The 26,319-nt window shown below is 65.1% G+C and carries 21 protein-coding genes; 16 read left to right on the top strand and 5 right to left on the bottom strand.

Annotated features, from left to right (window positions below; translation table 11 throughout):
* Nucleotides 1-125 precede the first annotated feature (125 nt).
* Nucleotides 126-1,298 (top strand): thiolase family protein, encoded by a 1,173-nt coding sequence (locus tag AB0J47_RS09635; protein ID WP_364342658.1) that lies wholly within the window; start codon nt 126-128, stop codon nt 1,296-1,298.
* A gap of 325 nt (nt 1,299-1,623) precedes the next feature.
* On the top strand, nt 1,624-2,466 hold the full coding sequence (locus AB0J47_RS09630) for an enoyl-CoA hydratase-related protein (protein ID WP_364342655.1): 843 nt from the start codon (nt 1,624-1,626) through the stop codon (nt 2,464-2,466).
* A gap of 149 nt (nt 2,467-2,615) precedes the next feature.
* Here the strand turns inward: AB0J47_RS09630 and AB0J47_RS09625 are convergent, their stop codons facing one another.
* Both AB0J47_RS09625 and AB0J47_RS09620 read right to left on the bottom strand, forming a co-directional pair.
* Nucleotides 2,616-3,317, bottom strand: a complete 702-nt coding sequence (locus AB0J47_RS09625) for a hypothetical protein (RefSeq protein WP_364342652.1) — start codon at nt 3,315-3,317, stop codon at nt 2,616-2,618.
* A gap of 52 nt (nt 3,318-3,369) precedes the next feature.
* Nucleotides 3,370-4,581, bottom strand: a complete 1,212-nt coding sequence (locus AB0J47_RS09620; RefSeq protein ID WP_364342649.1) for an ABC transporter substrate-binding protein — start codon at nt 4,579-4,581, stop codon at nt 3,370-3,372.
* Between the two features lie 231 nt (nt 4,582-4,812).
* On the opposite strand from AB0J47_RS09620, the gene AB0J47_RS09615 reads away from it, so the two are divergent.
* The 3 genes from AB0J47_RS09615 (at nt 4,813) to AB0J47_RS09605 (ending at nt 8,525) form a co-directional block, all read left to right on the top strand.
* Complete coding sequence (locus AB0J47_RS09615) at nt 4,813-6,837, top strand: ABC transporter permease (RefSeq protein ID WP_364342646.1); 2,025 nt, start codon at nt 4,813-4,815, stop codon at nt 6,835-6,837.
* 156 nt (nt 6,838-6,993) lie between these two features.
* Nucleotides 6,994-7,806 (top strand): ABC transporter ATP-binding protein, encoded by an 813-nt coding sequence (locus tag AB0J47_RS09610; RefSeq protein WP_364342643.1) that lies wholly within the window; start codon nt 6,994-6,996, stop codon nt 7,804-7,806.
* Entirely contained in the window at nt 7,803-8,525 is a 723-nt protein-coding gene (locus AB0J47_RS09605; RefSeq protein ID WP_364342640.1) for an ABC transporter ATP-binding protein, read from the top strand. The genes AB0J47_RS09610 and AB0J47_RS09605 overlap by 4 nt, the downstream gene beginning before the upstream one ends.
* 232 nt (nt 8,526-8,757) lie before the next feature.
* Here AB0J47_RS09605 and AB0J47_RS09600 read toward each other — a convergent pair whose 3' ends face one another.
* On the bottom strand, nt 8,758-10,029 hold the full coding sequence (locus AB0J47_RS09600) for an amidohydrolase family protein (protein WP_364342637.1): 1,272 nt from the start codon (nt 10,027-10,029) through the stop codon (nt 8,758-8,760).
* A gap of 135 nt (nt 10,030-10,164) precedes the next feature.
* On the opposite strand from AB0J47_RS09600, the gene AB0J47_RS09595 reads away from it, so the two are divergent.
* Nucleotides 10,165-10,770, top strand: coding sequence for a TetR family transcriptional regulator (locus AB0J47_RS09595; protein WP_364342634.1), 606 nt, complete (start codon nt 10,165-10,167; stop codon nt 10,768-10,770).
* Nucleotides 10,771-10,817: 47 nt separating this feature from the next.
* Here the strand turns inward: AB0J47_RS09595 and AB0J47_RS09590 are convergent, their stop codons facing one another.
* On the bottom strand, nt 10,818-12,413 hold the full coding sequence (locus AB0J47_RS09590) for a GMC oxidoreductase (RefSeq protein ID WP_364342631.1): 1,596 nt from the start codon (nt 12,411-12,413) through the stop codon (nt 10,818-10,820).
* A gap of 320 nt (nt 12,414-12,733) precedes the next feature.
* Entirely contained in the window at nt 12,734-14,353 is a 1,620-nt protein-coding gene (locus AB0J47_RS09585) for an MFS transporter (protein WP_364342628.1), read from the bottom strand.
* 307 nt (nt 14,354-14,660) lie between these two features.
* Here AB0J47_RS09585 and AB0J47_RS09580 point away from each other — a divergent pair, with 307 nt between their 5' ends.
* The 10 genes from AB0J47_RS09580 (at nt 14,661) to AB0J47_RS09535 (ending at nt 26,267) form a co-directional block, all read left to right on the top strand.
* The gene (locus AB0J47_RS09580; protein WP_364342625.1) at nt 14,661-15,173 is read left to right on the top strand and encodes a hypothetical protein; all 513 of its coding nucleotides are present in this window, start codon (nt 14,661-14,663) and stop codon (nt 15,171-15,173) included.
* Between the two features lie 222 nt (nt 15,174-15,395).
* A complete protein-coding gene (locus AB0J47_RS09575) occupies nt 15,396-16,205 on the top strand; it encodes an SDR family oxidoreductase (RefSeq protein ID WP_364342622.1) in 810 nt (269 codons plus the stop codon).
* Nucleotides 16,202-16,396 (top strand): ferredoxin, encoded by a 195-nt coding sequence (locus tag AB0J47_RS09570; protein ID WP_364342619.1) that lies wholly within the window; start codon nt 16,202-16,204, stop codon nt 16,394-16,396. The genes AB0J47_RS09575 and AB0J47_RS09570 overlap by 4 nt, the downstream gene beginning before the upstream one ends.
* Before the next feature lie 9 nt (nt 16,397-16,405).
* Nucleotides 16,406-17,644, top strand: coding sequence for a cytochrome P450 (locus AB0J47_RS09565; protein WP_364342616.1), 1,239 nt, complete (start codon nt 16,406-16,408; stop codon nt 17,642-17,644).
* Between the two features lie 34 nt (nt 17,645-17,678).
* On the top strand, nt 17,679-18,851 hold the full coding sequence (locus tag AB0J47_RS09560) for an amidohydrolase family protein (RefSeq protein WP_327100537.1): 1,173 nt from the start codon (nt 17,679-17,681) through the stop codon (nt 18,849-18,851).
* Nucleotides 18,848-20,083 (top strand): Xaa-Pro peptidase family protein, encoded by a 1,236-nt coding sequence (locus AB0J47_RS09555; RefSeq protein WP_364342612.1) that lies wholly within the window; start codon nt 18,848-18,850, stop codon nt 20,081-20,083. Before AB0J47_RS09560 ends, AB0J47_RS09555 begins: the two co-directional genes overlap by 4 nt.
* The gene (locus tag AB0J47_RS09550) at nt 20,073-21,227 is read left to right on the top strand and encodes a M24 family metallopeptidase (RefSeq protein WP_364342609.1); all 1,155 of its coding nucleotides are present in this window, start codon (nt 20,073-20,075) and stop codon (nt 21,225-21,227) included. The genes AB0J47_RS09555 and AB0J47_RS09550 overlap by 11 nt, the downstream gene beginning before the upstream one ends.
* Nucleotides 21,220-22,176: an enoyl-CoA hydratase/isomerase family protein gene (locus tag AB0J47_RS09545; protein WP_364342606.1), complete on the top strand. Its 957-nt coding sequence runs from the start codon at nt 21,220-21,222 to the stop codon at nt 22,174-22,176. The genes AB0J47_RS09550 and AB0J47_RS09545 overlap by 8 nt, the downstream gene beginning before the upstream one ends.
* 3 nt (nt 22,177-22,179) lie before the next feature.
* Complete coding sequence (locus tag AB0J47_RS09540; RefSeq protein ID WP_364342603.1) at nt 22,180-24,594, top strand: CoA transferase; 2,415 nt, start codon at nt 22,180-22,182, stop codon at nt 24,592-24,594.
* Nucleotides 24,594-26,267: an FAD-dependent oxidoreductase gene (locus AB0J47_RS09535; RefSeq protein ID WP_364342600.1), complete on the top strand. Its 1,674-nt coding sequence runs from the start codon at nt 24,594-24,596 to the stop codon at nt 26,265-26,267. The genes AB0J47_RS09540 and AB0J47_RS09535 overlap by 1 nt, the downstream gene beginning before the upstream one ends.
* The last annotated feature ends 52 nt before the right edge of the window (nt 26,268-26,319 follow it).

Genomic DNA, 26,319 nt, shown 5'->3' with positions numbered 1-26,319 from the left:
CCACCCGATGCCGAAGACATAAACGTCATTGCGAAGGTATCCTTTTTTACATCTCGAGTCGAGATTCACCACGCTTTTCGCCTCGGATCTTTCAGGCGGCGCAGTAATAGAGTACAACGAATTATATGACTGACGCCGTTTTGCTCTCCGCCTGCCGTACCGCCATCGGCACCGCCCGCAAGGGCACCCTGCGCGATACCAGCGCCTTCGATCTCGCCACCGTTGTCGTCCGGGAGGCGGCGCAACGCAGCGGCCTGCCGCCGGAGCTGATCGATGACGTCGTGCTCGGCGAATCCGTGGCCGGTGGCGGCGATATCGCCAGGTATGCCGCGATCGAGGCCGGGCTCACGCACGTTCCCGGCTTGGCGCACAACCGGCATTGCGCTTCCGGATTGGCCAGTATCGCGACCGGCGCCGGGAGCGTGCTGGCCGGGATGGATCGTGCGGTGATCGCCGGTGGGACCCAGTCGTTCTCGACCGCTCCCGTTTCGCGGCGGCGGATTCCCGGTACCGACGACTGGCAGGACCCGTGGAGCTCGCCGTCGCACGTGTCGACGCCCGAGGCGCCGAGCAACGATATGGCGATGCTCGTCGGTTGGAATACGGCGCGGCTGGCCGGAGTGTCCCGGGAGGAGATGGACGCCTGGGCTCTCGGGTCGCACGAGCGGGCCGTCGCGGCGATCGATGCAGGCCGGTTTCTCGACGAGATCGTCCCGGTCAAGGTCACCGATCGGGACGGCGGGGTGTCGGTCTTCGACGTCGATGAACATCCGCGCCGCGGTTCCAGCATGGCGAAACTCGCGGCGCTGAAGCCGCTGCATCCGGAGATCGAGGGTTTCTCCATCACCGCCGGTAACTCCAGCGGATTGAACGACGGCGCGGCCGCGGTGGTCGTCGCCAGTTCCGAACTGGCCGCCGAACACGGGCTCGCACCGCTGGCCACGGTGCGGTCGTGGGCCAGCATCGGCGTCGATCCGGTACGCACCGGCCTCGCGCCGATCGATGCGATCCGAAAGGCATTGGACCGGGCCGGAATCGGCATCGGCGATGTCGATCTGTTCGAGATCAACGAGGCCTTCGCGTCGGTGACGGTGGCCGCCGTACGCGAGTTGGGCCTGGATCCCGAGCGGGTCAACCCGTTCGGCAGTGGTTGCAGCCTCGGTCACCCCATCGCGACCACCGGCACCCGAATGGTGGTGACCCTGGCCCACGAGTTGCGCCGCCGCGGCGGCGGCACGGCGGTCGCGGCCATGTGCGCGGGCGGCGGCATGGGTTCGGCACTGGTACTGACGGTCTGAACGCCCGTGATCGAGAGGCGGGACGAAGGACTGGGTGCCGCAGGGTCGGACGCTGACAGTCTGACTGTCGAAGGCGTAGGTGTTGAAGCGCCGAATGCCGGTGCTAGTGGGTTGGATGCCGGTGGGTCGGACGCCAGTCGGCTAGGTGCTGGTGGGCTGGACGCTGGTGGGCCGGATGTCGGAGGGCTGGATGCCGGTCGGTTGGATGCTGGTGGGTTTGATCCGGGTCGGTCGGATGCCAGTGGGCTGGCCCCTGGTCGGCGAGACGCCAGTGGGCTGGATGCCGGTGAGCTGAACGCTGGTCGGTTGGATGCCGGTGGGTTGGATGCCGGTCGGGCTGGCCCCTGGTCGGGGGGACGCCAGTGGGCTGGGCGCCGATGCGCTGAATGTCGAAGGGCTGGACTGTCGCTGGGGGGACGGCGTGCTGTGGCTGACCCTGGACCGGCCGCGAGTGCGCAACGCGATGACGATCACCATGCGGCGGGGGCTGATCACGGCGATGCGTGCCGCAGATGCCGATGCGGCGACCCGATTGGTGGTACTCACCGGCACCGATCCGGCATTCTCGGCGGGGATCGATCTGAAGGAGGCGCTGGGCAACGGCGCAGGATCACCGCGCGGCGCACGCACCGACCCGGCGGCGGTCGTGCGCGCGGCCCGTACGCCGGTACTCGGGGTGATCAACGGGTTGTGCTTTACGGGCGCACTGGAATTGGCGCTGTCATGTTCATTCCTCATCGCCTCGGAACACGCGAGTTTCGCCGACACCCATGCCGCGATCGGATTGCCGCCGGGCTGGGGAATGAGCGCACTGCTACCGCGGGCCGTCGGTGTGCGGCTGGCGCGTCAGATGATGCTCACGGGGGAGCGGATCGATGCGACCCGGGCGCTGACGGCGGGGCTGGTGAACGAGGTCCTCCCACATGATCGGCTGCTCGACCGGGCTCGGGAACTCGCGGATCTGATCCGTCTCGCCCATCCGGACGCCGTCGCGGGAACACTCGAACTACTCGCCGACGGAGAAGGCACCAGCCTGGCCCATGCCCTCGCCCTCGAGTCGCGCGCCAAACTCCGCTGGCGCTCAGACGTCATAGACGTAGCCCGCCGCTTCACCTCCCGAACCCGTGCCCAGGGCACGCGAAACAACGACCGAGAATGTACTGGTTGAGTGGCGTTCTCGGCGTTTGCCGCCACCACTACATTCTCGTGAGCCAGTGGGGTGCTTCGCGAGCGAGCACTCTGGTTGTGGCGGCCAGAGTGCTCGCTGTCGGGATGCGGGGGTTCCTGTCTATTTGTTGACAGGTCTTTCCATTTCGGTCACTTCGCCGGTGCGGGCATCGGCGAGTTGATCGTGGTGAAGTACTGCATGGCCGCCATGATCGCGATCGGGGCGGTCACCAGGATTTGCCCGGCCAGGGTGCCCAGCGCACCGATGGCCAAGATCCCGCCGACACAGCCGATGGCCGCGGCAGGAATGAACGCACCGAACAATCCGACGATCGTCGCCGAGGCGACAGTGGCACCGGCGATGCCGCCGAGCACACAGCCGATGGCCCCGCCGGCGATGCCGCCGACCGTGCTGCCGATTGTCGCTCCCATCGTGATGGTGCCCATCATTCGGCCGAATGCGGCCTGTTCCCGGTCGTACTGAGTCTTCCAGGGGGCTTGGTCCTCGAAGGGCAGCGCGACCGGTTTGTACACCGCGTGTTCCCGGTCGAACTGCGGTGTCAACGTCGCGGTACGATCCGTGATCTCCGCAGCGATGGGAAAGACGAAATCGTCTACCCGGAAAGCCAATTCGGCACCGGCGAGGGTGGTCCCATCGGCTGCTTCGATCTTGAATACCCCGTCTTCCACAGCCATCGAACCGGCATCGGTCGTGATGATCGTCGATCTTTCGGTGGCATTCGCCGTGTAGTTCACACCACGGTCGTCGGCCTGTGGTGTGGCGGCCCCGGGGGGTGCGGTAACGGCGAGCGCGGATGCCAGTAACACACCGGCTGCTGCGATCTTCCTCATCCTCTGTTTCTCTTTTCTTTCGGATCCCTCGGACTTCGATGTGGAGGGACGTCTACTTCGGCACGACCTTCAGGTCCGGAATCTGCTCGCCGCAGGCCGGAGCGCCATTGGTGTCCGGGACGAACTTGTCGCCGCGCAGGATCGAGACGAAGGTGCAGTTGCCCGGGGAGCCGACCGAGTAGGAACCCCGGTTCTCGAAATCGGCAGGCTTCGGGAACAATCCACCGGCGGTCCAGGTCTTATCGGTGCGCAGCGCGGACATCAACTGCTCCTGGCTGGCATTGCATCCAGCCTTCTCGAGCCCCTCGATCAGCAGGTCCGCGCTGACCCAGCCGACCGCCATCGAGAAGGACGGGATACCGGTCTCCGAGCCCGCGTATTGCTTCAGTGCCGCCGAAAATGCCCGAGTCGCTTCGGTATTCATCTCCGTCGGTGCGAAGGAGGTCATGAAACCGACGCCCTGGCCCGCCGCGATCGCTGGCGGCGACTTCAGCAGATCGGCCCCGTAGCCGGTGGCCAGCAGCACGGACTTCATCTCGACCCCGGCTTGTCGCAGACCGGTCATGAGCGCGAATCCGGTATCCGGAATGACCGGTGCGTACAGCACATCGGCACCGGATTCCTTGATGCCGAGGACATAGGGGCCGACATCGGTGGTACCGAACGGAATGCGGATGTTGACATAACCGCGGGCGAGCCCGGCGTGCTCGGCCGACAGCGCCGCGCCTTCCGCCGACTTCGTGGCACTGGGGGTGTTGTAGGAGAGCACGGCGACCTTGGTGCCGCCGATCTTCTTCCAGTAGTCACCGAGGGTCGTCGCGGTCTTGTTGTAGTCGGTACCCGCCGTCGCGGCGAAGAGGTTGTCGTACTTCGGGTTGAACCACTGGTCACCGCCGTCGAACCCGGCGCCGAGGAACGGCGTCTTGCTCGCCTGGGTGCCCGCGTACTGCCCCGCGCCGTAGAAGTACGTGCTCACCGGCAGCACCGCGTAGACGTGATCCTGTTGCACCAACTTCTGTGCCGCGGTCAACGCGCCCTGCGGTGTGGACTGGTCATCACCCACAACGACGTCGAAGCCACGCGCGGCGCACTTTCCGTTCGCGGCCTGGTAGGCGGCGAAGCGGGCTTTCACCCCGGGTTCGGTACCTGCGTAGTTGGCGGTCGCGGCACCGCTGAGCGAGGTCAGCACCCCCACCTTGACCGGCCCGCTCGTATTGCCCGCTCCACCGGAGCCGCCGCTGCCGCACGCGGGAACAACAAACATTGCGGCGCATAACCACGCTGCGATCGCACCGACTCTGCGCATCTGCACTCCTCTAGCTATCGCCGGTCCAGCTACGGGTGCCGGACGGCTGTGAGGGCTACAGTGGAGCATATTCAGTACCCTCTGTATCCGATTTTCGGCGAGAATCCGGACAAAATACTTGACGGTGCCCCCCTATTAGCGCACTCTTACCCGTACCTCCAGAGCGTCGAACTTTTAGGGGCCCCACCGTTGCTCTCCTACGTTCTCGCCGGCCTAGCCCTCGGAGCGATTTACGCAATCGCCGCGGCATCGCTGGTCGTCACCTACGTTTCCTCGGGCGTTTTCAACTTCGCCTTCGGCGCCATGGCCTTCGCCGTCGCCCGCTTCTACTTCTTCCTGCACGTCGAGCACGGGTGGTCGATGCCGATCGCGGCCGTGGTCGCGATCGGGCTGTTCGGCCCGGGTCTCGGTATCGCGCTCTACGCGTTGCTGTTTCGCTATCTGCGACTGCGTTCGCCACTGGTCAAGATCGTCGCGACGATCGGCCTATCCGTCGCTTTGCCGCCGCTGGTCAACCTCGTATTGGGGCATCTGGTGAACACCACGGCACCGGGTCTGGCGCCCCAGCCGCTGCGGATATTCCACGTGTTCGGTGCGGTCGTCGATATGAACCAGGTGATCACCTATACCGGGCTGGCGGTGGTGCTACTCGTCGGCACGGGGCTGCTGCGGTATACCGATATCGGCCTACGTGTTCGGGCCTTGGTCGACTCCGAGGCACTGACCGCTATGTCCGGTGTCAGCCCGACGCGGGTGTCGCTCGGCGTGTGGGCATTCAGTGCACTGTTGGCCGGACTTGCGGGTGTGCTGATCGCCCCGACCTCGGGACTGACGGTCGAGGGCATGACCTCCCTGATGTCGGCCGCCTTCGCGGCGGTGGTCGCGGCGCGGCTGCGCAGTCTGCCCATGGCGGTCTCGGTCGCGCTCGCAATGGGTGTGGTCACCAATGTCATCCAGCGCTACCTCGACCCGCAGAGTCCGTTCTCGGCGCAGATCGTGCCCAGCATCCCGTTCATGTTCATGCTGGTCTTCCTGCTGTACTACGCGGTGCGTGGACAGGCGGGCGATACCACGGCGGGCGGCGCGCTCGATCGCGCGATCCGCACGGCGAATGCCGGAGCACCCAGCGCCTCGGTCGGATCACGCACCGGGCGGACCCGACCGACAGCCGCACTGGTCGCAGCCGTGATCACGTTGATCATCGTTGCGGTACTGCCCCTGGTACTCGAGGACTTCTGGGCCGGTCTGGTCGGTGCGGGTATCGCGCTCGCGATCGCGCTGCTGTCCTTCACGCTGGTCACCGGTGAGGGCGGCATGATCTGGCTGTGTCAGATCACCTTCGCCGGACTGGGCGCGATCTTCGCCGCCGATCTGACCACGAACTCCGGATGGTCGCCGCTGGTGGCGGTTCTGGTCAGCGCGCTGTGCATCGTGCCGATCGGTGTGATCCTCGGATTGCTCACGATCCGTTTGGGCAACCTTTACGTCGCCCTGGTCACGCTGACCTTCGGCCTGCTCGCCCAGAACCTGATCTTCATGCGGGATCGGTTCTACAACTCCGGCCAGGGCATCTATATGCCGCGTCCCGAATGGGCCACGGACAACGCGACATTCGCGCTGCTCGCGCTGGTGGTGTTCGTCGGGCTGGGTCTGCTCGTGGTCAATCTGCGGCGTTCGACCGCGGGACTCGCGGTGACCGCGGTCCGGTGGAGCGAGCCCGGTTCGCGCACACTGGGCTTGAGCATTCTTCCGGTCAAGGTGCTGGTATCGGCGCTGGCCACCTTCGTCGCCGCGATCGGTGGCGGCTTCCTCGCGCTGAATTACCAGTCGGCACTGCCCGATTCGTTCAATGCGTTCACCGGCCTGGTGTGGCTGGCCGTCCTGGTCACCCTGGGCTCGCGGTCGATCGTGGGCGCACTGGTCGCGGGAGTGGCTTTCGCCGTGCTGCCCAGCGTATTCCAGACCTACCTGCCGACGAGCTGGGCCGAGATTCCGGTCATTATGTTCGGTTTCGGTGCGATCATGCTCGCCCGCAATCCGGACGGGATCGTCGCCATGCACGCGCGCCAGCTCGACGATGTCATCCGGTGGTGGCAGCACCGACGGCCTGTCACGAGTTCTGAGATGGGAAAGGCAACAACAGATTCCGACACGACAGCGGCTGCGAACGTGCGTGTCGAGGAACCACAACTGACCCCGGGAGAGCTGGCATGAGCGAGCGAAGCGAGCGATCATTCAACACAGCCGCCAACGCGGTCATGCCGGAACCGAGCGTCAGCGAGGTGCGGGCATGAGCGAGCGAAGCGAGCGATCATTCAACACAGCCGCCAACGCGGTCATGCCGGAACCGAGCGTCAGCGAGGTGCGGGCATGACCGCGACCACCGATAGCACCCCAGCGCGAATCGAGGCCAAGGGCGTGACCGTCCGCTTCGGCGGACTCGTCGCCCTCGATGAGGTCGACCTGCGGGTCCCACCTGCCTCCATCGTCGGTCTCGTCGGCCCCAACGGCGCGGGTAAGAGCACCTTGTTCGCGGTGCTGTCCGGACTGTTGAAACCGAGCTCCGGTTCGGTCCTGATGGGCGGTCACGATGTCACCAAGGCGAGTGCGCAGTCGCGCGCCCGACGCGGCCTCGCCCGCACCTTCCAGCATCCGGAACTGTTTCCCGGACTGACCGTCCGCGAACACGTGGTGCTCGGCTACCGGCTCCGGCACGCCCGCAGCCGGATGTGGACCGACCTCGTGACGGCGGGCGGTTTCCGCCGAGCCCCCGCCGACGAGGACCGGCGGGTCGGCGAGATCCTCGCCGCACTGCAGCTGACCGGGCACGCCGATCTGCCGGTGGCCGGACTGCCGCTGGGCACCAGTCGGCTCGTCGAGATCGCCAGGGCGCTGGCCGTAGATCCGTATGTGCTACTGCTCGACGAGCCGTCGTCCGGGCTCGACGCCCGCGAAACCGATGAGCTCGCAGGCACATTCACTCGTGTCGTCGCCGATCACGGTGTATCGCTGCTGCTGGTCGAGCACGATGTCGATCTGGTGCTCGGGCTCAGCGATGTCGTCCATGTGCTCGATTTCGGCGTCAAGATCAGCGAAGGCACCCCAGCCGAGGTCCGCGCGGATCCGGCCGTGCGCGCGGCATATCTGGGCGAGGGCCCCGACGAGGAAAGGACCTCGGCATGACCACAACGTCTTCCCTGCTCGCCGTCCGCGATCTGAGTGTTCGCTACGGCGCCGCGCGCGCACTGCAGGGCGTGACCTTGGACGTGCACCCGAACAGCGCCCTCGCCGTGCTCGGTCCCAACGGTTCCGGAAAAAGCACCCTGGCCAGGGCTCTTTCCGGGCTCGTTGCACCGGCGGGCGGAACCGTCGAGCTAGACGGCCGCGATATCACCGGTGCGACACCGGACCGGATCCGGCGCGCGGGCCTCGTGCATCTGCCCGAAGGGCGCGGCGTATTCCCGACCCTGACCGTGCTGGAGAATCTGCGCATGGCCACCGCGGCCGACCGGCGGCGCAGGGCCGTGGCCATCGATCATGCCTTCGAGATCTTTCCCGTGCTGCGGCAACGGCAGCGTCAGGCCGCGGGGACCCTGTCCGGCGGCGAACAGCAGATGCTGTCGCTGGCCAGGGCGCTGATGGTCGAACCGCGGTTGGTGATCGCCGACGAGATGTCGCTCGGTCTGGCGCCGAAGATGGTCGATGTGGTCTTCGAGAGCCTGCAGCGGGCCAGGGCAGCCGGTGTCGCGGTGATCATGATCGAGCAGTTCGCCAGTCGCGCACTGGCTTTCGCCGACCACTGCATCATCCTGCAGCGCGGCCGGATCGCCTGGTCGGGTGCCGCCGACGAAGCCGGTGACGAACTGCTGCGCGGCTATCTCGGTGACGCCACCGCGGCCTGAGGTATTCGAAAAAGGGACCCAGTTGCCTTGGCCTCCGTCGGATCACGCCGCTTCGATGACGGAAACCGCCTCATAGCACAGGAATTCGATGCCCAGGGAGATGGCCGGCCCGTTCCAGGTGACGATGATGCCGCCGAAGCCGTAGCGCGGGTAATGCGCAGCGAAGACTTGAAAGAAGGTGTTGCCGCATTCCTGGAAAAGCGCCCACCGCAGTGGCGGGGGCGCTGACCAGTCAGGCGACGTCGACCGGGGCCTTCTTCACGCTCTTGTCGAAGCCCACGACATCGGCCAGAGTGCCGCCGAGGATGATCGCCCGCTCGTCGTCGGGGACCCCGTCGAAGTTGAAGTCGATGCATTCCTTGCTACTGCGGAAGGTGCCTTCCGCGTGTGGATAGTCGTTGCCCCAGATGACGGTCGACATTCCGGTGATGTGGCGGGCCTTGACGGCCACCGGGTCGTCGGCGAACTGCACATGGATCTGACGTTGGAGGTATTCGCTGGGCGCGAGCGGGTAGGGCCATTTCCCGTTGATGGCGAACAGTCGTCCCATGGTCGGCTGGTCGTTCGGCGGACGGGTGTCGTCCCAGAACCCGAGCCACCAGTCGGCGTCCTGGCCGATGCCGGTCCGCCAGGACTTGTCCATCATGCCCATGAACGAGACCAGCCAACCGGCCCCGAACTCGGTCAGGTTGAAGTGCAGGTTCGGGAATCGTTCACAGACACCGCCACCGATGAGGGATGCGATGATGGCCTGCGGGCTGGCCGATGCGGTATTACCACCGCCCATGGTCCGGCCCGCGACCATATCGTCGGTGAGCTGTCCCTTGCCCATATTCATGGCCGTCATCAGGCCCTTGACGGTGGTCGCCGTTTCCGACACCGACTCCTTGACCATCACCCCGCCGGTGGCGACGTGGAAGAACACCGGCAAGCCGTGCGCCTGCGCGGCCGCCCACACCGGGTCGTACTCCCGTGACCAGTAGGGCAGCGGCGGGATCTCCGGCAGTAGCAGGGCGCCCAACCCCATGCGCGCACATCGCTCGATCTCGGCAACCGCATCTGGAACGTTGGTGAGCGGGATCGCCGCCGTCGGGCGCATCCGGTCCTTGTACGGGAGATACCGTTCGACGAGATAGTCGTTCCACGCCCGCGCGTGCGCCATCGACAACTCGTGGTCATCGGTGAACAGGACGAACAGCGACAGGTTTGGGAACATCACCGAGGCGTCGACGCCATCGAGATCCATATCCCGGATGATGTTCTCCGGCTCGCCGTCCGGTGTTCGCCCGCCGAGCTGGCGGTACTTGGAGATGGTCCAGCCGTCGAACCCGACGGTGTGCAGTTTCTTGAACTCGGTGTGCCCGCCCGCCACGATCGGTTCGTCGAGGGTGAACTCCTCCTCCCAGAGGGCGCGGTCCCGAAGATGTTTGGGCAGCCGGGTTTTGAACAGGTCGACCGGCTCGATGATGTGCGTATCGCCCGATACGACGAAGAAATCCGACACGTTGACACCTTGCTTTCTTGACAGTTCCGCGCACCGGGCGCGATTAGGAACTTTGCCTCATTAGTGAGACTGAGTGTCAGACTAGCGCGAAAGATTCAGTTATGTCACGAAATTGCAAAGGGTAGCGTCATGCCCATGAGCGGAACCAAGCGCACGAGACTGATCGCCCGCGCCGCAGTGCGAGCCGACCTCGCACAGGTCGCCTATGAACTGACCCGTGAGCGGGGGTTCCACAACGTCACCGTGGATGACATGGCCGCAGCTGCCGGGGTATCCCGCAGCACTCTCCTGCGATATTTCGGCAGCAAGGAGGAAGCGGTGCTGAGCGCCTTCGACGCACACGCCGACCGGTTCGCGGACGCGCTACGTGCCCGGCCCGCCGAAGAGGACGACTGGACGGCGCTGCGCCGGGCATTGGCCGGGGTCACCGAGTTCTATCTGGAGGACCCGGTTGCCGCGCTCGCCATGACGCGACTCATCTTCGATACCCCGGAGTTGTCCGGGCGGCAGTTGGAAAAACAGCACAGTTGGCGACCCGCCCTCACCGCTGCGCTGGCCGAGCGGGCGGGCGTGTCGGGACCCGTCCCCATCGCGGTGGAGATCAAGGTCGCCGCTGCGACGAGTTGCCTGAATATCGCTGTCGAGCGCTGGTCGGCGTCCGATGGCGAACTCGATCTGGCGCAGTTGCTCGATGAAGCTTTCGACGCGCTCTCGTCAGTGCGCAACGGGCGCGTCCACTAGTGAATCGGCGGGGTCGCCCGCTCAGGGGTGACCCCGCCGAAGGGTGGTCAGATGATGGAACCGACGTCTTGCGCCACGATGTGGTCGAGTGCGCGTTCGGCGACGGCGGCGATGGTCATCGATGGGTTGCAGGCAGCGCTGTTGCCCGGGATCAGCGCACCGTCGAGCACATAGAGTCCGCGCTGCCCGTGCACGCGGCCTTCCAGATCGCAGACCGGGCCCATATTCGCACCACCGAGCGGGTGCCAGGTGGACGGGGCCGCCAGGTTCGTATCGCCGAGAACGCTTGCCGGGCCGGCGATCTTCTGCACCAGCGGACCGATGGTGCCGTTCTGGATCACCGCGTCCCCGTCCTTGGGCCAACGCAGCACGGCCTCGTCCTTGCCCGAGTCGTAGACGAAGCGTCCGCGGGCATTGCTGACGCCGTAGCCGACGAGCATGGTGGTTCGCGCATCAATGCCCGCAGGCGGGATCGATGCCTGGATGACCGTGGCGGCTTTCGTGGGATCGTCCCAGTTCAGGCTGCCGTAGACGACCGGTCCGCCCTGCGGGTAGCCGAGATCGCTGTCCAGGCAGGTCCAGGTGTAGATGCGGTCGGCGTTGGTGCCCCAACCGCTGCCGAGTCCGTCCGGCAGATCCGGGATGGTTCCCTTAGCCTTGGCTCGCACCAGCAGTCTGGTGGTGTTGAGGCTTCCGGCGGCCATGACCAGTGTGCCCGCGGTGAGGATCTTGTTCTCCAGCACCGTGCCGGAGGAGTCGGTCCGGTCGACGTAGACGGTCCACCGTCCGTCCCTGGCGCGTTCGACCGCGGTGACGTGGTGGAGTATTTCGACCTGCACCCGGCCGGTGGACTCCGCCGCGGCGATATAGGTGACGTCGACGGAGTGTTTTCCGCCGTTGTTCACGCCGAGCGCACCGTCACCGTTGGTATAGGAGGGCTTCATCTCGCCACGGAGTTCGGCGAGCGCGTAATTCCAGTCGATCGGCATCGGAATCTTCGACACCGGCAAACCGGCCTTGCGTACATGCTGTTCGAAGACCCGGACGGCCTGATAGTTCGGACTGGCGATCAGTTCGTCCGGGGCGACCGCGAGCTGCAACATCTGCGCGACGCGCGGATAGTGGACCCGGTTCATTGTCGGCCAATCCAAGCCGTCCGGGAACTGCGTGGCGAATGCAGCCTGCGATGGCTGCAGCGACATGCCTTGGTACACAAGCGATCCGCCGCCGACACCGGCCGCGCACAGCGCCGTCATATTGTCACCTGACACCGTCTCGAGCAGTCCGGCGTAGGGGTCGAACGCCACCGGCTTACCGAACAGCTCCGGCGCGGACTCGTACCAGAGAATGCGCTTATCCGGCGACGTGGCATGCGGGAACGTCTCCGTGTTCGGGCCTGTCGGCCAGCGTAATCCGCGCTCCAGCATCAAGACCGGAACTCCGGCCTGGGCTAGGCGCAGCGCGGTGACGCCGCCGCCGAATCCCGTCCCGATCACGATGACCCGATGGTCTTCGCGGACGAGCGGGACACTCCTCATATTTGTCGCGATACCGCTGCCGCCGGCGGCAATTCCCGTACCCGCCAATGCGACTGCGGCACCGGCGGCGCCACCGAGAAACGACCGGCGCGTGAATGCGGACATGTTTGATCGACCTCCTGATCGCGGTGATCGGATCGGATCCCCGCGGGGATGTTGAGAGCAAGGAATACCGGCCCGCGCGGCAGTGGATTTCGCGCGCGGGGTGTCGGGGGAACTCCCGGCGGCGAATCCGGCGGGACGTTGAGAGGAGGAATACCGGCCCGCGGCAGTGGATTTCGCGCGCGCGGGGGTTCGGGGGACCTCCCGCGGATGTCGGTGAGTGCAGGGAGTTGACGACATCCGCGGGAGGTCTGGCCCGCCGACCGGACGTGGGCTCGATGGGTGACGGCCGTCGGCGGGGGATCGGGTGTTGCGGGAGTGGGTTATTCGGCGTGGTCGGCGCCGCCACGCGCCGCTGCTCGGCCATGCCGCAGCATCACCGCCAGGACCAGTGCGATCACAGCGGTGCCCAGTGCTAGCCAGAAAGTCTGGGTGTAGCCGCTGTCGCCGAACACCTGCGGTATCGGCTGGACGACGTGGTTGCCCATGACGTCGATGCTCGCCTTGATCGGATTGTTGTTGAGCAAGGCAGTGACAACCGCGAGGGAGACCGACGTGCCGAGGTTGATGGTGACACCGAGCATGCCGGTACTGATGCCTTGCTGTTCCTGCGGTACCGCGTCGACGACGAGATTGGCCACGGCGGCGTAGAAGAAGCCGAACCCGATCCCGGACAGCGCGTAGAACACCGAATAGGTGGCCCAGCTGTAGTCGACCAGGAGGTAGCCAACCCCCGCGACCACGTTGACGGCGAAGCCCAAGATCGCCGGAATGCGGGCGCCGTATCGGTGCGCCAGCCAGCCGCCGAGTGGGCCGGCGATGACGGCGACGAGCCCGGCCCAGAGTCCGACGTGCAGCGCGTACTGCAACATGGTGAAGCCGTTGCCGTAGCTGTAGCTGGGATCGAGGACCACCTTCACCATGTCGACCGGGAGCGTGGCTCCGGTCATCTCATGGGCTTTGGCCACGACACCCTGTGCGACCTGGTCGCGCAGCCCGTCGGCATTCGGGGTCTGGGTCATGTACGCCAGCGTCAGCGGCTGTATCGCGATGATGCCGACACCGAAGAAGGACATCAGCAGCACCATGCTGACCTTGGGGTTCAACAACAGCCGCAGGTCGACCATCGGGCGGCTCACCCGGGTTTCCACCACGAAGAAAAGTGCCAGCAGCAGCAGTCCGCCAACCAGCCAGGCGATGCTGGTTGCGCGGCCCCAACCCCAGCTTTGGCCGTTGTCCAGGTAGAGCAGAACCAGCAGCGTACCGGCGGACAGCAGCACCGCGCCGAAGGGATCGATCCGATCGCGTACCCGCAGCTTCGATTCCGGGACTACGAGCATGACGAGCAGCGTCATCACGGCGGTGAAACCGCCCAGACCCCAGAACAGCGACCGCCAGGAGAAGTGGTCGAGCATCACACCGCCGATCACCGGCGCTATCGCAGCGGCAATACCGATCCCGGCGCCGACGAAGCCGAGCGCGGTCGCCACGAACCGCCGCGGCATCAGATCCCGGATCAGGCCGAAGGCAATGAACTGGCTGGCGACGGCGAACGCCTGCAGACCACGTCCGATCAGGAACAGCGTCCAGTTGTCGGTGACCGCATCGATCAACGAGCCGACGACGAACAGCACGCCGCACGCCACGAACAGCCGCTTCTTGCCCCAGATGTCGCTCATCTTGCCCAGCAGCGGTGTCGCGGAGGCACCGACCAGGCCGATCAAGATGACCACCCAGTTGATGTTGGCCCCGACGTCGGGGAAGGTGGCGCTCATATCGTGCAGTGCCGGGGTGATCATCGTGTACTGAACGGGGACGACTTCGGTCATCAGCACGATGAGCGCGAGCACCGCGTAGATGCGAAGTCGCGAGGCGTTCTCGAGCCGACCGGTGTCGACGGCGACGTCGACTTCATCCGGTGGAGGAGTGGTGGTAGCGGACATAGAACGCTCCAGGGGGAGAAACGATGAGATGGGAGTCACATGAGGTGGCTCTTGGCGGCGGACGATATGAGCTCGCATCCGTCGTCCGCGCATTCGTCCTACTCACCGGAAATTCGTGCATATCCGTGCGGCGACCTTTGGTGATGCGGTCGAGACCGGGGCGCGGCGGTAGTGGTTGTCGCCCTCAGCGGTGTCGCGCCGATGAGCTACGAGCGCGCTTTGCCCGCTGAGCGGAACAACGGATATGCGATGCGTCATCGAGGGCTTTCATGTGTCTCCCAACACACCCCCTTCACAAGGACGCACTATGACCCATCTGTTCGTTCGCCGTGTACTGGCCACCGCCGGGGCCATGGCAGTGGTTTCGGCGACTGTTATCGGTTGTTCCAGCTCGAATGACGACTCCGCCAGCACCACCACGACGGCGACGAGCGCCGCGGCGGCGCAGGCCACGTCCGCGCAGGCCGATTCGAACGACCCGGCGGTCAAGGAAATCACCGACGTCTTCGTCGCATTCTTCGACGGGAAGACCCCCGCCGACACGAAAGCCGGTCTCGTGGAGAATGGTTCGACCTTCGCCCCGACGCTCGCGGCGCAGGCGAGCAGTCCGATGGCCGCCGGTTCCACGGCAACGGTGTCCAATGTGAAACTCGACGACAGCACGCATGCCTCGGTCACCTACACCGTCCTGATCAACGGCAACCCGGCCCTGCCGAATCAGGCGGGCAAGGCCATCAGCGTCGACGGGAAGTGGAAGGTCGCCGCGGCGACCTTCTGCGGTCTGCTGAAGTTGCAGGGCGGCGCTCCGGCCAGCTGTTGATCGCCGCGATACGGGTCGGTAACTCGGTTTTCTACTGAGTGAGACGGCGACCCGCGAAATTCGTGCGGTCAATAGCATCGGCCATGAGCGCAGCGCCTGGTGAAACTCGACCAGTCTGCATGGGATCCGTTGTTGTCCAAGATTTTTCGTATCACACGCCGAGTATCGGGCGGCAGCAGCTCGCCGATGCTCATTCGGCCGTCGATGAAAGGCATACACGCTGTGGTGAATGAATTAGCTGGCAAAGTCGCCATCGTTACCGGCGGCGCGGCTGGAATCGGCGCGGCCGTTGTCGAGCTGTTCGCGGCCGAAGGCGCCCGGGTCGTCATCGCCGACCGGGATTCGGATGGCGGTGAACAACTGGCCGAACGCCTCGGCGCGGACGTCATCTTCACCAAGACCGATGTCGCGGATCCCGAGCAGGTCGCCCAGCTGGTCGCCACCGCCGTCGAGCGATTCGGCGGTCTCGACATCATGGTCAACAACGCGGGCATTTCCGGTGCGATGCATGCCGGATTCCTCGACGACGATCTCGCCGATTTCCATCAGGTCCTCGGTGTCAACCTGCTCGGTGTGATGGCGGGAACGCGGGAAGCGGCACGCCATATGGTTGCCAACGGGGGCGGCTCGATCATCAATGTCTCTTCGATCGGCGGTATTCAGGCGGGCGCCAGCGTGATGTCTTATCGCGCATCCAAAGCGGCGGTAATACATTTCACCAAATCGGCCGCGATGGAATTCGCCGCCGCCGATATCCGAATCAATTGCATCGCACCCGGAAACATTCCGACATCCCTGCTCGCCTCGGCCGTCGCGAACATGAGTGCGGAGGAAGCCGAAAGATTTGTCGGCGCCGCCCGCGAGATCATGCGAAATACCAAACCGCTGCGGCGAGACGGCGAAGCCCGCGATGTCGCCGAGGCCGCACTGTATTTCGGCAGCGACCGGTCGGCGTATGTGACGGGCACGCTCCTGCCGGTCGACGGTGGCACCGTCGCGGGCATGAAAAGCCAGGTCAAGGGCGTTCGATGAAAGTGATTGTCGACCAAGACAAATGCCTCGCGAACGGTCAGTGCGCGCTGTACGCGGGCGACGTATTCGACCAACGCGACGAGGACGGCGTCGTCGTATTGCTGAACGAACATCCGGCGCCGGACCGGGCCGACGACGTCCATCAGGCAGCTGCGGCCTGCCCCGCGCGCGCCATCAATATCGAGGAATGACGGAGACCCATGTCCGATACACCGAGCGGAACCGCGACCGACGCCGCCGTGCCCCAGTATCCGATGGAGCGCTCGATGCGCTGCCCCTTCGCGCCGCCGCCCCTGGAGCTCGAACTCGCCGCGGCGAATCCGCTCAGCCGAGTGCGGATCTGGGATGGCAGCACGCCGTGGTTGATCACCGGATACGCCGAAGCGAAAGCCCTGTTCTACGATCCGCGAGTCAGCGTCGACGACCGTCGCCCCGGATTTCCGCACTGGAACGAAGGTATGCGGGCCATGTCGACCGTGCGTCCGGGATCGGTATTCAATCGGGATCTCGACGAACATGCCCGACATCGCAGAATGCTGACCAAGCCCTTCGCCCTCAAGCGCGTCGAGGCACTGCGGTCGGCGATTCAGAAGATCACCGACGAGCATATCGATGCCATGCTCGCCGGACCGCGTCCGGCCGACCTTGTGGCGGCGCTGGCATTGCCCGTGCCTTCTCTGGTCATCAGTGAACTGCTCGGCGTGCCCTACGAGGATCACGAATTCTTCCAGGACCGCAGCAACGTCGGACTCGGTCGAAACAACACGGCCGAGGAGACACAGGCCAACGTCGTCGAGATGATCAATTACCTGGCCGATCTGGTGGATGCCAAGGCCGAGAATCCCGCCGAGGACGCGATTTCCGATCTGGCGGAACGGGTCAAGGCCGGTGAGATCGATCGATGGGAAGCCGCCATGCAGGGCGTCGGCCTGCTCTTCGCGGGTCACGAGACCACCGGCAACATGATCGGTCTCGGCACCCTCGCCTTGCTGGAGCATCCCGAACAGCTGGCGGTTGTTCGTGACACCGACGATCCGAAGGTGCTCGCCAATGCCATCGAGGAATTGCTGCGTTACCTCAGCATCATCCACACCGGGCAGCGGCGGGTCGCCATGGAGGACATCGAGATCGGTGGCGAGGTGATCCGCGCCGACGAGGGCATCATCATCGACCTCGCCCCGGCGAACTGGGACCCCAACACCTTCCAGGAGCCGGGCCGGCTGGATTTCGACCGCGCGAATGCGAACCAGCACATGGCATTCGGGCACGGGCGGCATCAGTGCGTCGGCCAGCAACTCGCCCGTGCGGAATTGCAGATCGTCTTCCAGACGTTGTTCCGCCGAATTCCGACGCTGCGCCTGGCGACGACGATCGACCGGGTCGATTTCAAGCACGACCGGCTGGCCTATGGGGTCTACGAATTGCCGGTCGAATGGTGACCAATTCCGATAAGAAATGCATGGGAGGCAAGTGATGTCAAGCCCGACGAAGAACGTCTCGCTGTATCCACCCGAGGGCTACGGCGCGCCGAAGGACAGGCAAGGTAACGCCACGGGCGACGTGGGTCTTCCCCCGGGGACGGAGGTGTGGTCGGCGGATAATCACATCTCCCTCTCGGACGATATTTTCTTCCAGTACCTTCCCGAGGAGCTGAAGGCTCAGGCGCCGCGGATCTGGTATGAGGAAGGTGCCTATCAGGTCGGCGCGGCTGGACATTCGTTCTTGCCGCCCGAATTCAGTGCCGTCCTGATGCAGTACGACGACCTCGTCGGCGCGGCCAGCGGCAACCTCGAGGCCCGTATTCAGCAGCTTGCCGAAGACGGCGTTTACAAGGAACTGGCGTTTCCGAACGCCGTCTTGGCGCTGTTCTTCCATTCCGACAAGGAAATGCGCGAGCGCTTGTTCCGGATCTACAACCAGTACATGGCGGGCCTGCAGGAGCGCTCCAAGGGGCGGTTCTATGCCGCGGGGCTGATCAACTGGTGGGATCCGGCCGGTACGCGCCGGACCCTGGAAGAGCTGAAGTCGTTGGGGCTCAAGACTTTCCTGCTGCCGCTCAACCCGGGTACGGACGCCGACGGCAACCAGATCGACTACGCCAGTACGGCGATGGACCCGGTGTGGGACGAGATCGAAGCGTCGGGCGTGCCCATTTCCCATCACATCGGGGAGACCGGGCTCAAGGCTCCTTGCGAGTTCAATACCCTCGTGGTCGGGATGATGGTCAATGTCGACTCCTTCCGGGAGATGTTTTCCAGGTACATCTTCTCCGGCATTCTGGACCGGCATCCGAAACTTCGGATCGGCTGGTTCGAGGGCGGGATTTCCTGGGTTCCCTCGGCACTGCAGGACGGCGAACATCTGTACGCGTCCTACCTGCATATGTGCGAGCCAAAACTGAAGCACGACGTCCGCTACTACTGGAACAAGCACATGAGCGCAGCGTTCATGGTGGATCCGCTCGGCTTGCAGTTGATCGACCAGATCGGCGTGGACAACGTGATGTGGTCCACGGACTATCCGCACAACGAAAGCACTTTCGGCTATTCGGAGAAGTCGCTGCAGCTGGTAATCGACGCGGTCGGCCCGGAAAAGGCAGCACAAATCGTCAGCGGCAATATCAAGAAGTTCCTGGGTATCGAATGACTAATTCTCCGACAGCGGTAGGGACGTCGGTCCGGATTCCGGACGAACCGGATCGCGCCCGCATGCGGCACGAAACCGGAGCTCGGTTGCGGGCGGCGATGGCGGAGCAGGGCGTGGATGCGCTGGTTCTGCTCGAAGATCAATCCGTCATGTACGCGACCGGAGCGAGCTGGCCGCTCGGCGACGCCGGTTTGTCGCATATCGAGTGCCCGGTCGCGGTGGTTCTGGTCGATGACGAGTGGCCGCACCTGTTCCTGCCCTTCCGTGAGGGCGCGGCCACCGAAACCGAGCTGCCCGCGGATTATGTTCACGGCCCGGTCTATCTCGAATTCGATGAAGGCGTAACCGATTTCGCGCGGATCCTGGCCGAGCTCGTCCCCAGCGGGGCACGGATGGCCGTGGACCAATCCACCGGAGCGATGCGGCGCGCGGAGCAGAGATTGTTCCGGTCCGGTCCGCCCACCGACGCGGCCCTGGTGCTCAGCGCGGCCAAATTGGTCAAGACCCAGGACGAGCTGGCCTGTATTCGCACTGCCTGCCGGATTACCGACACCGCGATGGTCGATGTCCAGGCGGCGCTGGCACCCGGAATCCGCCAGATCGACCTCTCGGCGGCATTCGTGCGGCGGGCGTTCGAGCTCGGCGCCACCGCCAATATCCTCGACCCCATCTGGCAGGTCATGCCGGAAAGCAAGCAAGCAGGCGTCTGGACCGTCCACGACGATCTCGCGCTGCCCTTGCTGACAACCGAACGGGAGCTGGCACGCGGCGATGTGCTGTGGACCGACGTGAGCATCAGCTACGGCGGCTACTGCTCCGACTTCGGCCGAACCTGGGTCGTTGGCCAGGACCCCACCCCGCGGCAGCAGGCGCAATTCACCAGATGGCGGGCGATCTTGGACGCGGTGCTCGCGGTGACTCGCGCAGGAGCCTCGCTGAATGACCTGGCCAGGGCGGCCATCGACGCCAACGGCGGCGAAAAGCCCTGGCTGCCCCACTTCTATCTGGGGCACGGCATCGGCGTCGGCCCCGCCGAGATGCCCATGATCGGCACTGACCTGGGCGAAGACTTCGACAAGAACTTCGTCCTCGCACCGGGCACGGTGGTGGTGCTGGAACCGGTGGTGTGGGAGGACGGCACCGGGGGCTATCGCAGCGAGGAGATCATCGTGATCACCGAGGAAGGCTTCATTCCGTTGACCGACTACACCTACGCCCCCTATGGCAACTGAAATCCTGGCCGACGAACGCGCACTCCGTCTCGGGCGACGGGCGCGCGTGCTGGCCCAGATGGAAGCCCACGACCTCGACCTGCTCGTACTGGGCAGGCAGGCCAATATTCGCTATGTCACCGGTACACCGCAGCTGTGGACCGCGGGGACCAGGCCGTTCGGTCCCGGATGCGTCCTCGTCCGCGAAACCGGCGACATTCATCTGTTGAGCACTTGGGACGAAGGCGTTCCCGAGGACATTCCGCACGAGAACCTGTACGGAATCATGTGGAATCCGCTCAACCTCGTGGGGGTGCTGCGCCAGATCGGCGGTGCCGCCACCGCCAGGCGGGTGGGCACCGATGCCCTGTCCCCGCTGTTCTCCCAGTTCCTGCCGATGGCATTCCCACAGGCGGAGTTGGTAGACGGCGAACAGGCTATGCGGGCCGCCCGGCGGATCAAGACTCCCGAAGAAATTGTGGTGCTTCGGGATTCGATCCGCATCGCGGAAGCGGGCCTGGCGGCGGCGGTCGCCGAACTGCGGCCCGGGGTCACCGAGAAGACCCTGACCGGAGTCATGCTGCAGGCTATGGCGGCCGGGGGCATGAGTACCCCGGCCACTCAGGACGCCGCATGGGTGACCGCAGCGGATCACCCGTGGCGGCGTGCGCCGGGTGATCGGCGTGCGCAGGCCGGTGACCTGGTTGCGTTCTCCGCGGGAGTCATCGGAAATGGTTACATCGCCCAGATCGGCCGGACCTGGCCGACGTGGGCGCCGAAAGACGGCACAACCGCGCTCTACGAGCGGTGGGATCAGCTCTGGTCGCGCCTGCTCGGTGCTTGTCGGCCGGGTCGACTCGCCAGCGAATTCCTGAGTGCTTACGAAGCCGCGGGCGAACCGCTGCCGCCGCTGCCGGTGGCACATGCGCTGGGGCTGGGGTTCGACGCACCCGTGGTATCGCCGCAACTTCCAGCAACCGCTGCCGCGGAGTATCTGGAACCCGGGATGGTGCTCGCCGTAACCGGTTATGTCTGGGAGCAGGGTATCGGTGCGGTCTTCGGGCGGGAGATGGTGCTGATCACCGCCGATGGCCCCGAGGTGCTGACCTCCGGTCCGTCGTGGAACAGCAACGCGGGCATCGCGATCGGAGCGGCGAATGAGTGAGCCCGCGCCTTCCGCGGAGGAAATCATCCTCTACGAGAAGGATCCCAAGACCAAGATCGCGACGATCACGTTCAATCGGCCCGACCACCTCAATGCGCCGACCATCGCCGCTCGGGTGCGCTATGCCGATCTGTTGCACCGCGCCAGTGTCGACGACGACGTGAAGGTACTCGTAATCCGTGGCGAGGGCGATGATCTCGGCACCGGTGCCGATTTGCCGGAGTTCATGGCGGCGCACACCAACCCCGATCAGGGGCCCAAGCTCGCCGAATTCCGTATCGGCGCGGACGAAGTCACCTATCCGCCGCAGAATTCGTTCCGGCACGGCGCGACGCTCAGCTCGTGGTATGCCAACTCGAACTCCGGTATTCGCAGTCTCCAGGATTTCAAGAAGATCAGCATCCTGGAGGTGAAGGGCTACTGCTACGGGTGGCACTTCTACCAGGCCGCCGACGCCGATCTGGTGATCTCCTCCGACGACGCGCTGTTCGGCCATCCGGCCTTCCGCTATGTCGGGTGGGCGCCGCGCATGTGGTGGTGGGCACAGACCATGGGTCTGCGTAAATTCCAGGAGATGGTGTTCACCGGGCGGGCGTTCACCGCCGCGGAAATGTACCAGTGCAACTTCCTCAACAGTGTCGTCCCGAGGGACCAGCTGGAAGCGGAAGTGGACAAGTACGCACAGGCCTGTGCCAGCAACCGGCCCACGGACACCGTGTTCATGCAGAAGTCCTTCTTCGAGTTCATGAAGCAGTACCAGGGCGAATATCTGGGCAGCATGATCAGCGGACTCTTCGAGACGGTCGGCGGCTTCGCGGCGCCCGATACCGACGACATGATGTTCGACCAGGCCATGAATCGCGGAATCAATAACGCGGTCAAGGACAACGACAGCAAATTCCCGCCGGAATGGCGGCTGAGCAAGCGCGCTCGGGAGCGGAAGGACTAGCTCGTGGAACCGCTCGATGGTTATGTGGTCGTCGATTTCTCCAGTGGAATCGCCGGGGCCTACTGTACGAAGCTGCTGGCCGATGCCGGTGCCGAGGTCGTCAAAGTCGAAGCGCCCGAGGGCGATCGGTTACGGAGCTGGTCGGCCTCGCACGCCGAAATCCCGTCGGGTTCCGACGGTGCGCTGTTCGGTTTCCTCTCGTGCTCCAAGCACAGTGTCGTCGCCGATCCGAACGACGCCGGTGAGATCGACTTCGTGGACCGATTGCTGGAATGGGCCGACGCCGTGGTGTGGAGTCGCGGGTCGCGGGTGGCGGAGCATCCGTCGTTCACACCGGAAGCCATCCGGCACCGCCATCCCCATCTGACGGTCACCTCGATCACCCCATTCGGTCTGCATGGTCCCTGGCAGGACCGACCGGCGACCGAGTTCACTCTGCAGGCGTGGTCGGGCGGGATCATCGGGCTCGGCCGCGGCGCTCCCGACCGTGCCCCGGTCCACGTCGGAGGTCGAATCGGCGAATGGGTTGCCGGGGCATATGCCGCCGCCGGCACCTTGGCGTCGCGGGCACGGACCCTCGACACCGGCGTGGGCGCGCTGGTCGACCTGTCCATGCTGGAGACCCAGATCCTCAGTCTCACTTACTATTCCGTCACGTTCTTCGAGGCGCTCGGTCGGCTGATGCGCCCGGGACGAGGGCTCATGGTGCCCGGGGTGGCCAGCGCCAAGGACGGCATGGTGGCCGTCGGATGCGGGACCGCCCAGCAGTGGTTCGACCTGTGCGCGATGGTCGGCCACCCGGAGTGGATCGACGAGAGCGCACCGTTTTCGATCAGTGGGCGGGCGGGCGATCTGGCAAGTGAGATCGCCCCGTGGTTTGCCGACCACACTGTCGAGGAAATCCGTGAGCTGGCAACGGCTTTCAGAATTCCGAATTCATTGGTAGCCAATGGCGAGAACATCGCGGAGATGGAGCATTACCGGGCGCGCGGGTCGTTCGTGGCCAACCCCCGCGACAGCTACATCCAACCCGCCCCGCCGTACCGCCTGGGGTCCGAACCACCGCGCGCACCCAGGCCCGCCCCGCGCCTCGACGAGCACGGGGAACGATATTCCACCACACCCCCGGCCGCTCGGCAGACGACGGCCACCGATACGGCGAAAGCATTGCCCTTCAACGGACTTCGCGTGCTGGACATGACCGCTTTCTGGGCCGGCCCGTCCTGCACACACTTGCTCGCCATGCTCGGTGCCGAAGTGATCCACGTCGAGTCGACCACCCGCCCCGACGGAACCCGGCTCATCGCCGGTGTCCCGCTCAGCGAGGAACAGTGGTGGGAACGCTCGCCGATCTTCTCGAGCCTGAACACGAATAAGAAGAGCGTCACACTGGACTTCCGGAGCGAGCGCGGACTCGAGGTGCTGCACCGGCTGATCCAGAGTTGCGATGTGATCGTCGAGAACTACACCCCGCGGGTGCTCGAGCAGATCGGGCTCGACTACGAGAAGGTGCGCGCGCTGCGCCCCGACGCGATCATGCTCCGGATGCCGGGATTCGGCCTCGACGGGCCGTGGCGGGACAACCCGGCCTTCGCCTACATCATCGAGGATGCGTCCGGACTCACCTGGTTGACCGGCCATCCCGACCAGAACCCGGTCGAGCCGTTCTCGATCGGCGATCCGAATGCCGGTCTGCACGCCCTGAATGCGCTCCTGCTCGCACTGGAACATCGGCGGCGTACCGGCGATGGCATGCTCGTCGAGGCGGCGATGGTGGATGCCGCGATGAATGTCGCTGCCGAACAGGTGATCGAGCACTCCGCATACGGGCAACTCCTTGTGCGCGACGGTAATCGGGGACCGGAAGCGGCACCGCAAAACCTCTACCGGACCGCCGATACCGACGAATACGGCGGCAACGACTCCTGGGTCGCCGTCGCGGTGGCCAGCGATGAGCAATGGTCGGCTTTGTGCGATGCGCTCGGTCGGCCCGACTGGGCGATGGAGTTGGCGCTGTCCACTGCCAGTGGGCGTCGCGAGCAGCACGACCTCATCGACAAGAACCTCGCCGCTTGGTGTGGGCAGCGCAGTGCAGGAGAGATCGTCCAAATCCTTTGGGACGCAGGCGTTCCGGTGGGCAAAGTCATGCAACCGCATCGCGTCGCCGAACTGCCGCAACTCGAGTCGCGTGGCTTCTACGAGTACGTCGAGCATCCGGTGAACCCGACGGTGCGGCACAGCACGGTGCCGTTCACGCTGTCGGACGGTCCCGAACGCTGGCATACGCGCCACGCGCCCTTGTTGGGGGAGCACAACCAGGAAGTGCTGGCGGGACTCGGACTCACTGCGTCAGAGATCGCCGCACTGGAAGACGACGGTGTCATCGGGCGGGCGCCCGCAATGGGTAGGGGAAAGTGATGAACGACTGGGACCATACGACCGACTTCCTGGTCGTCGGCAGCGGCGCCGGGGTCGTTGGCGCGCTGCGTGCCCATGCCCTCGGCAAAGATGTTCTCGTCGTGGAGAAGTCCGACCTGCTCGGCGGATCGACCTGCATGTCGGGCGGTGTGATGTGGCTGCCCAACAATCCGCTGATGCAGCGCGAGGGCGTGTCCGATTCGCTCGACACCGCCATGGCCTATTTCGACTCCGTCGTCGGTGATGCTGGCCCGGCGTCGTCTCCGGCTCGGAGACTGACCTATGTCAATTCCGGAATCGAGATGGTCGCGTTCCTCGAATCCGAGGGCCTGAAATTTCGGCGCTGCGAGGGATATAGCGACTACTACGCCGGAGTTCGGGGCATCGAAGGCGGATCCGCCCGGGGCAGATCAATCGAACCGGAGATCTTCGACAAGAAGAAACTCGGGGCGTGGTGCGATCGGATCCGGCCCGGCTTCGCTGGCAGCATGGTGATCTACACCGTGGAAGCGGCGCCGATGTCGTTGATGCGCACGCGAATCGGCATGGCAACCATCGCCAGGGTCGGACGGCGCACCGTCGGCGGACTCATTCGCGGACAGAAGTTGGCGGCCAATGGCGCGGCCTTGATCGCCCGGTTGGTCGACGCGCTGCTTCGGCGCGAGGTGCCGATCTGGACCGAGTCCGCGCTCACGGATCTCGTGGTCGAGGACGGCCGGGTCGTCGGTGCCGTCATCCATCGCGAGGGCCGGGATGTGCGCGTGCGTTCCCGGGACGGGATCTTGCTCGCCGCAGGCGGTTTCGCCCGCAACGAGACGATGCGCAAGGAGCATTCGGACGGGCTGCCGGTCGGCGCCGACTGGACCTCGGCCAACCCGGGGGACACCGGGGAGGCGATCCGGATCGCGGAGGGTCTCGGAGCCGCGACCGACATGCTGGACGAGGCGTGGTGGATGCCCTCGTGGATCATGCCCGACGGCACCCCCGGCATGTGTCTGTCCGAGCGGTGCAAGCCGGGCTCGCTCATCGTCGATGCGAAGGGCCTTCGGTATTTCAACGAGGCCTGCTCGTATCAGGAAGCCGGACAGCAGATGTACGCGCGGCACCGCGAGAGCGGTGCGGCGATTCCATCCTGGCTCATCATCGATTCGCGCCACCGGTCGCGCTATGTGTTCGGGATGGCGCCTGCGGGCTTCACACCGAAGCATTTGATCACCGGCGGGACGCTGAAGCGCGCTGACACACTGGAAGACCTTGCGCGCCAATGTGATATCCCCGCCGACACGCTCCGAGAGACGATCGATCGGTTCAATCTGTTCGCCGAAAACGGCGTCGATGAGGACTTCCATCGCGGCGAGGGCGACCACGAGCGATTCTATGGCGATCGCACCCACCAGCCGAACCCGAGCCTGGGCCCGATCGAGAAGGGGCCGTTCTACGCGGCCGCGCTGTACCCCGGAGATATCGGTACCAGCGGTGGACTGCTTTGTGATGAGTTCTCCCGGGTATTGAATACGGATTACGAGCCGATTCCCGGGCTGTATGCGACGGGCAATTGCACTGCCTCCGTGATGGGACGCAAGTATCTCGGAGCGGGAGCGAGTATCGCCGCGTCGGCGGTATTCGGTTATGTCGCAGCGGATCACGCCTCGTCGGATGCCAGGGTGTCCTAGTGGGCCGTCCGGAAATGCCTGTGCGGCACCGACCCTCGTCATTTCGGCAGGC

It is taken from the genome of Nocardia sp. NPDC049737 (assembly GCF_040674755.1).
In the GTDB taxonomy this organism is placed as follows: domain Bacteria; phylum Actinomycetota; class Actinomycetes; order Mycobacteriales; family Mycobacteriaceae; genus Nocardia.
Note: the sequence above shows the minus strand (reverse complement) of the source record. Positions and strands in the feature narration are given on the sequence as shown.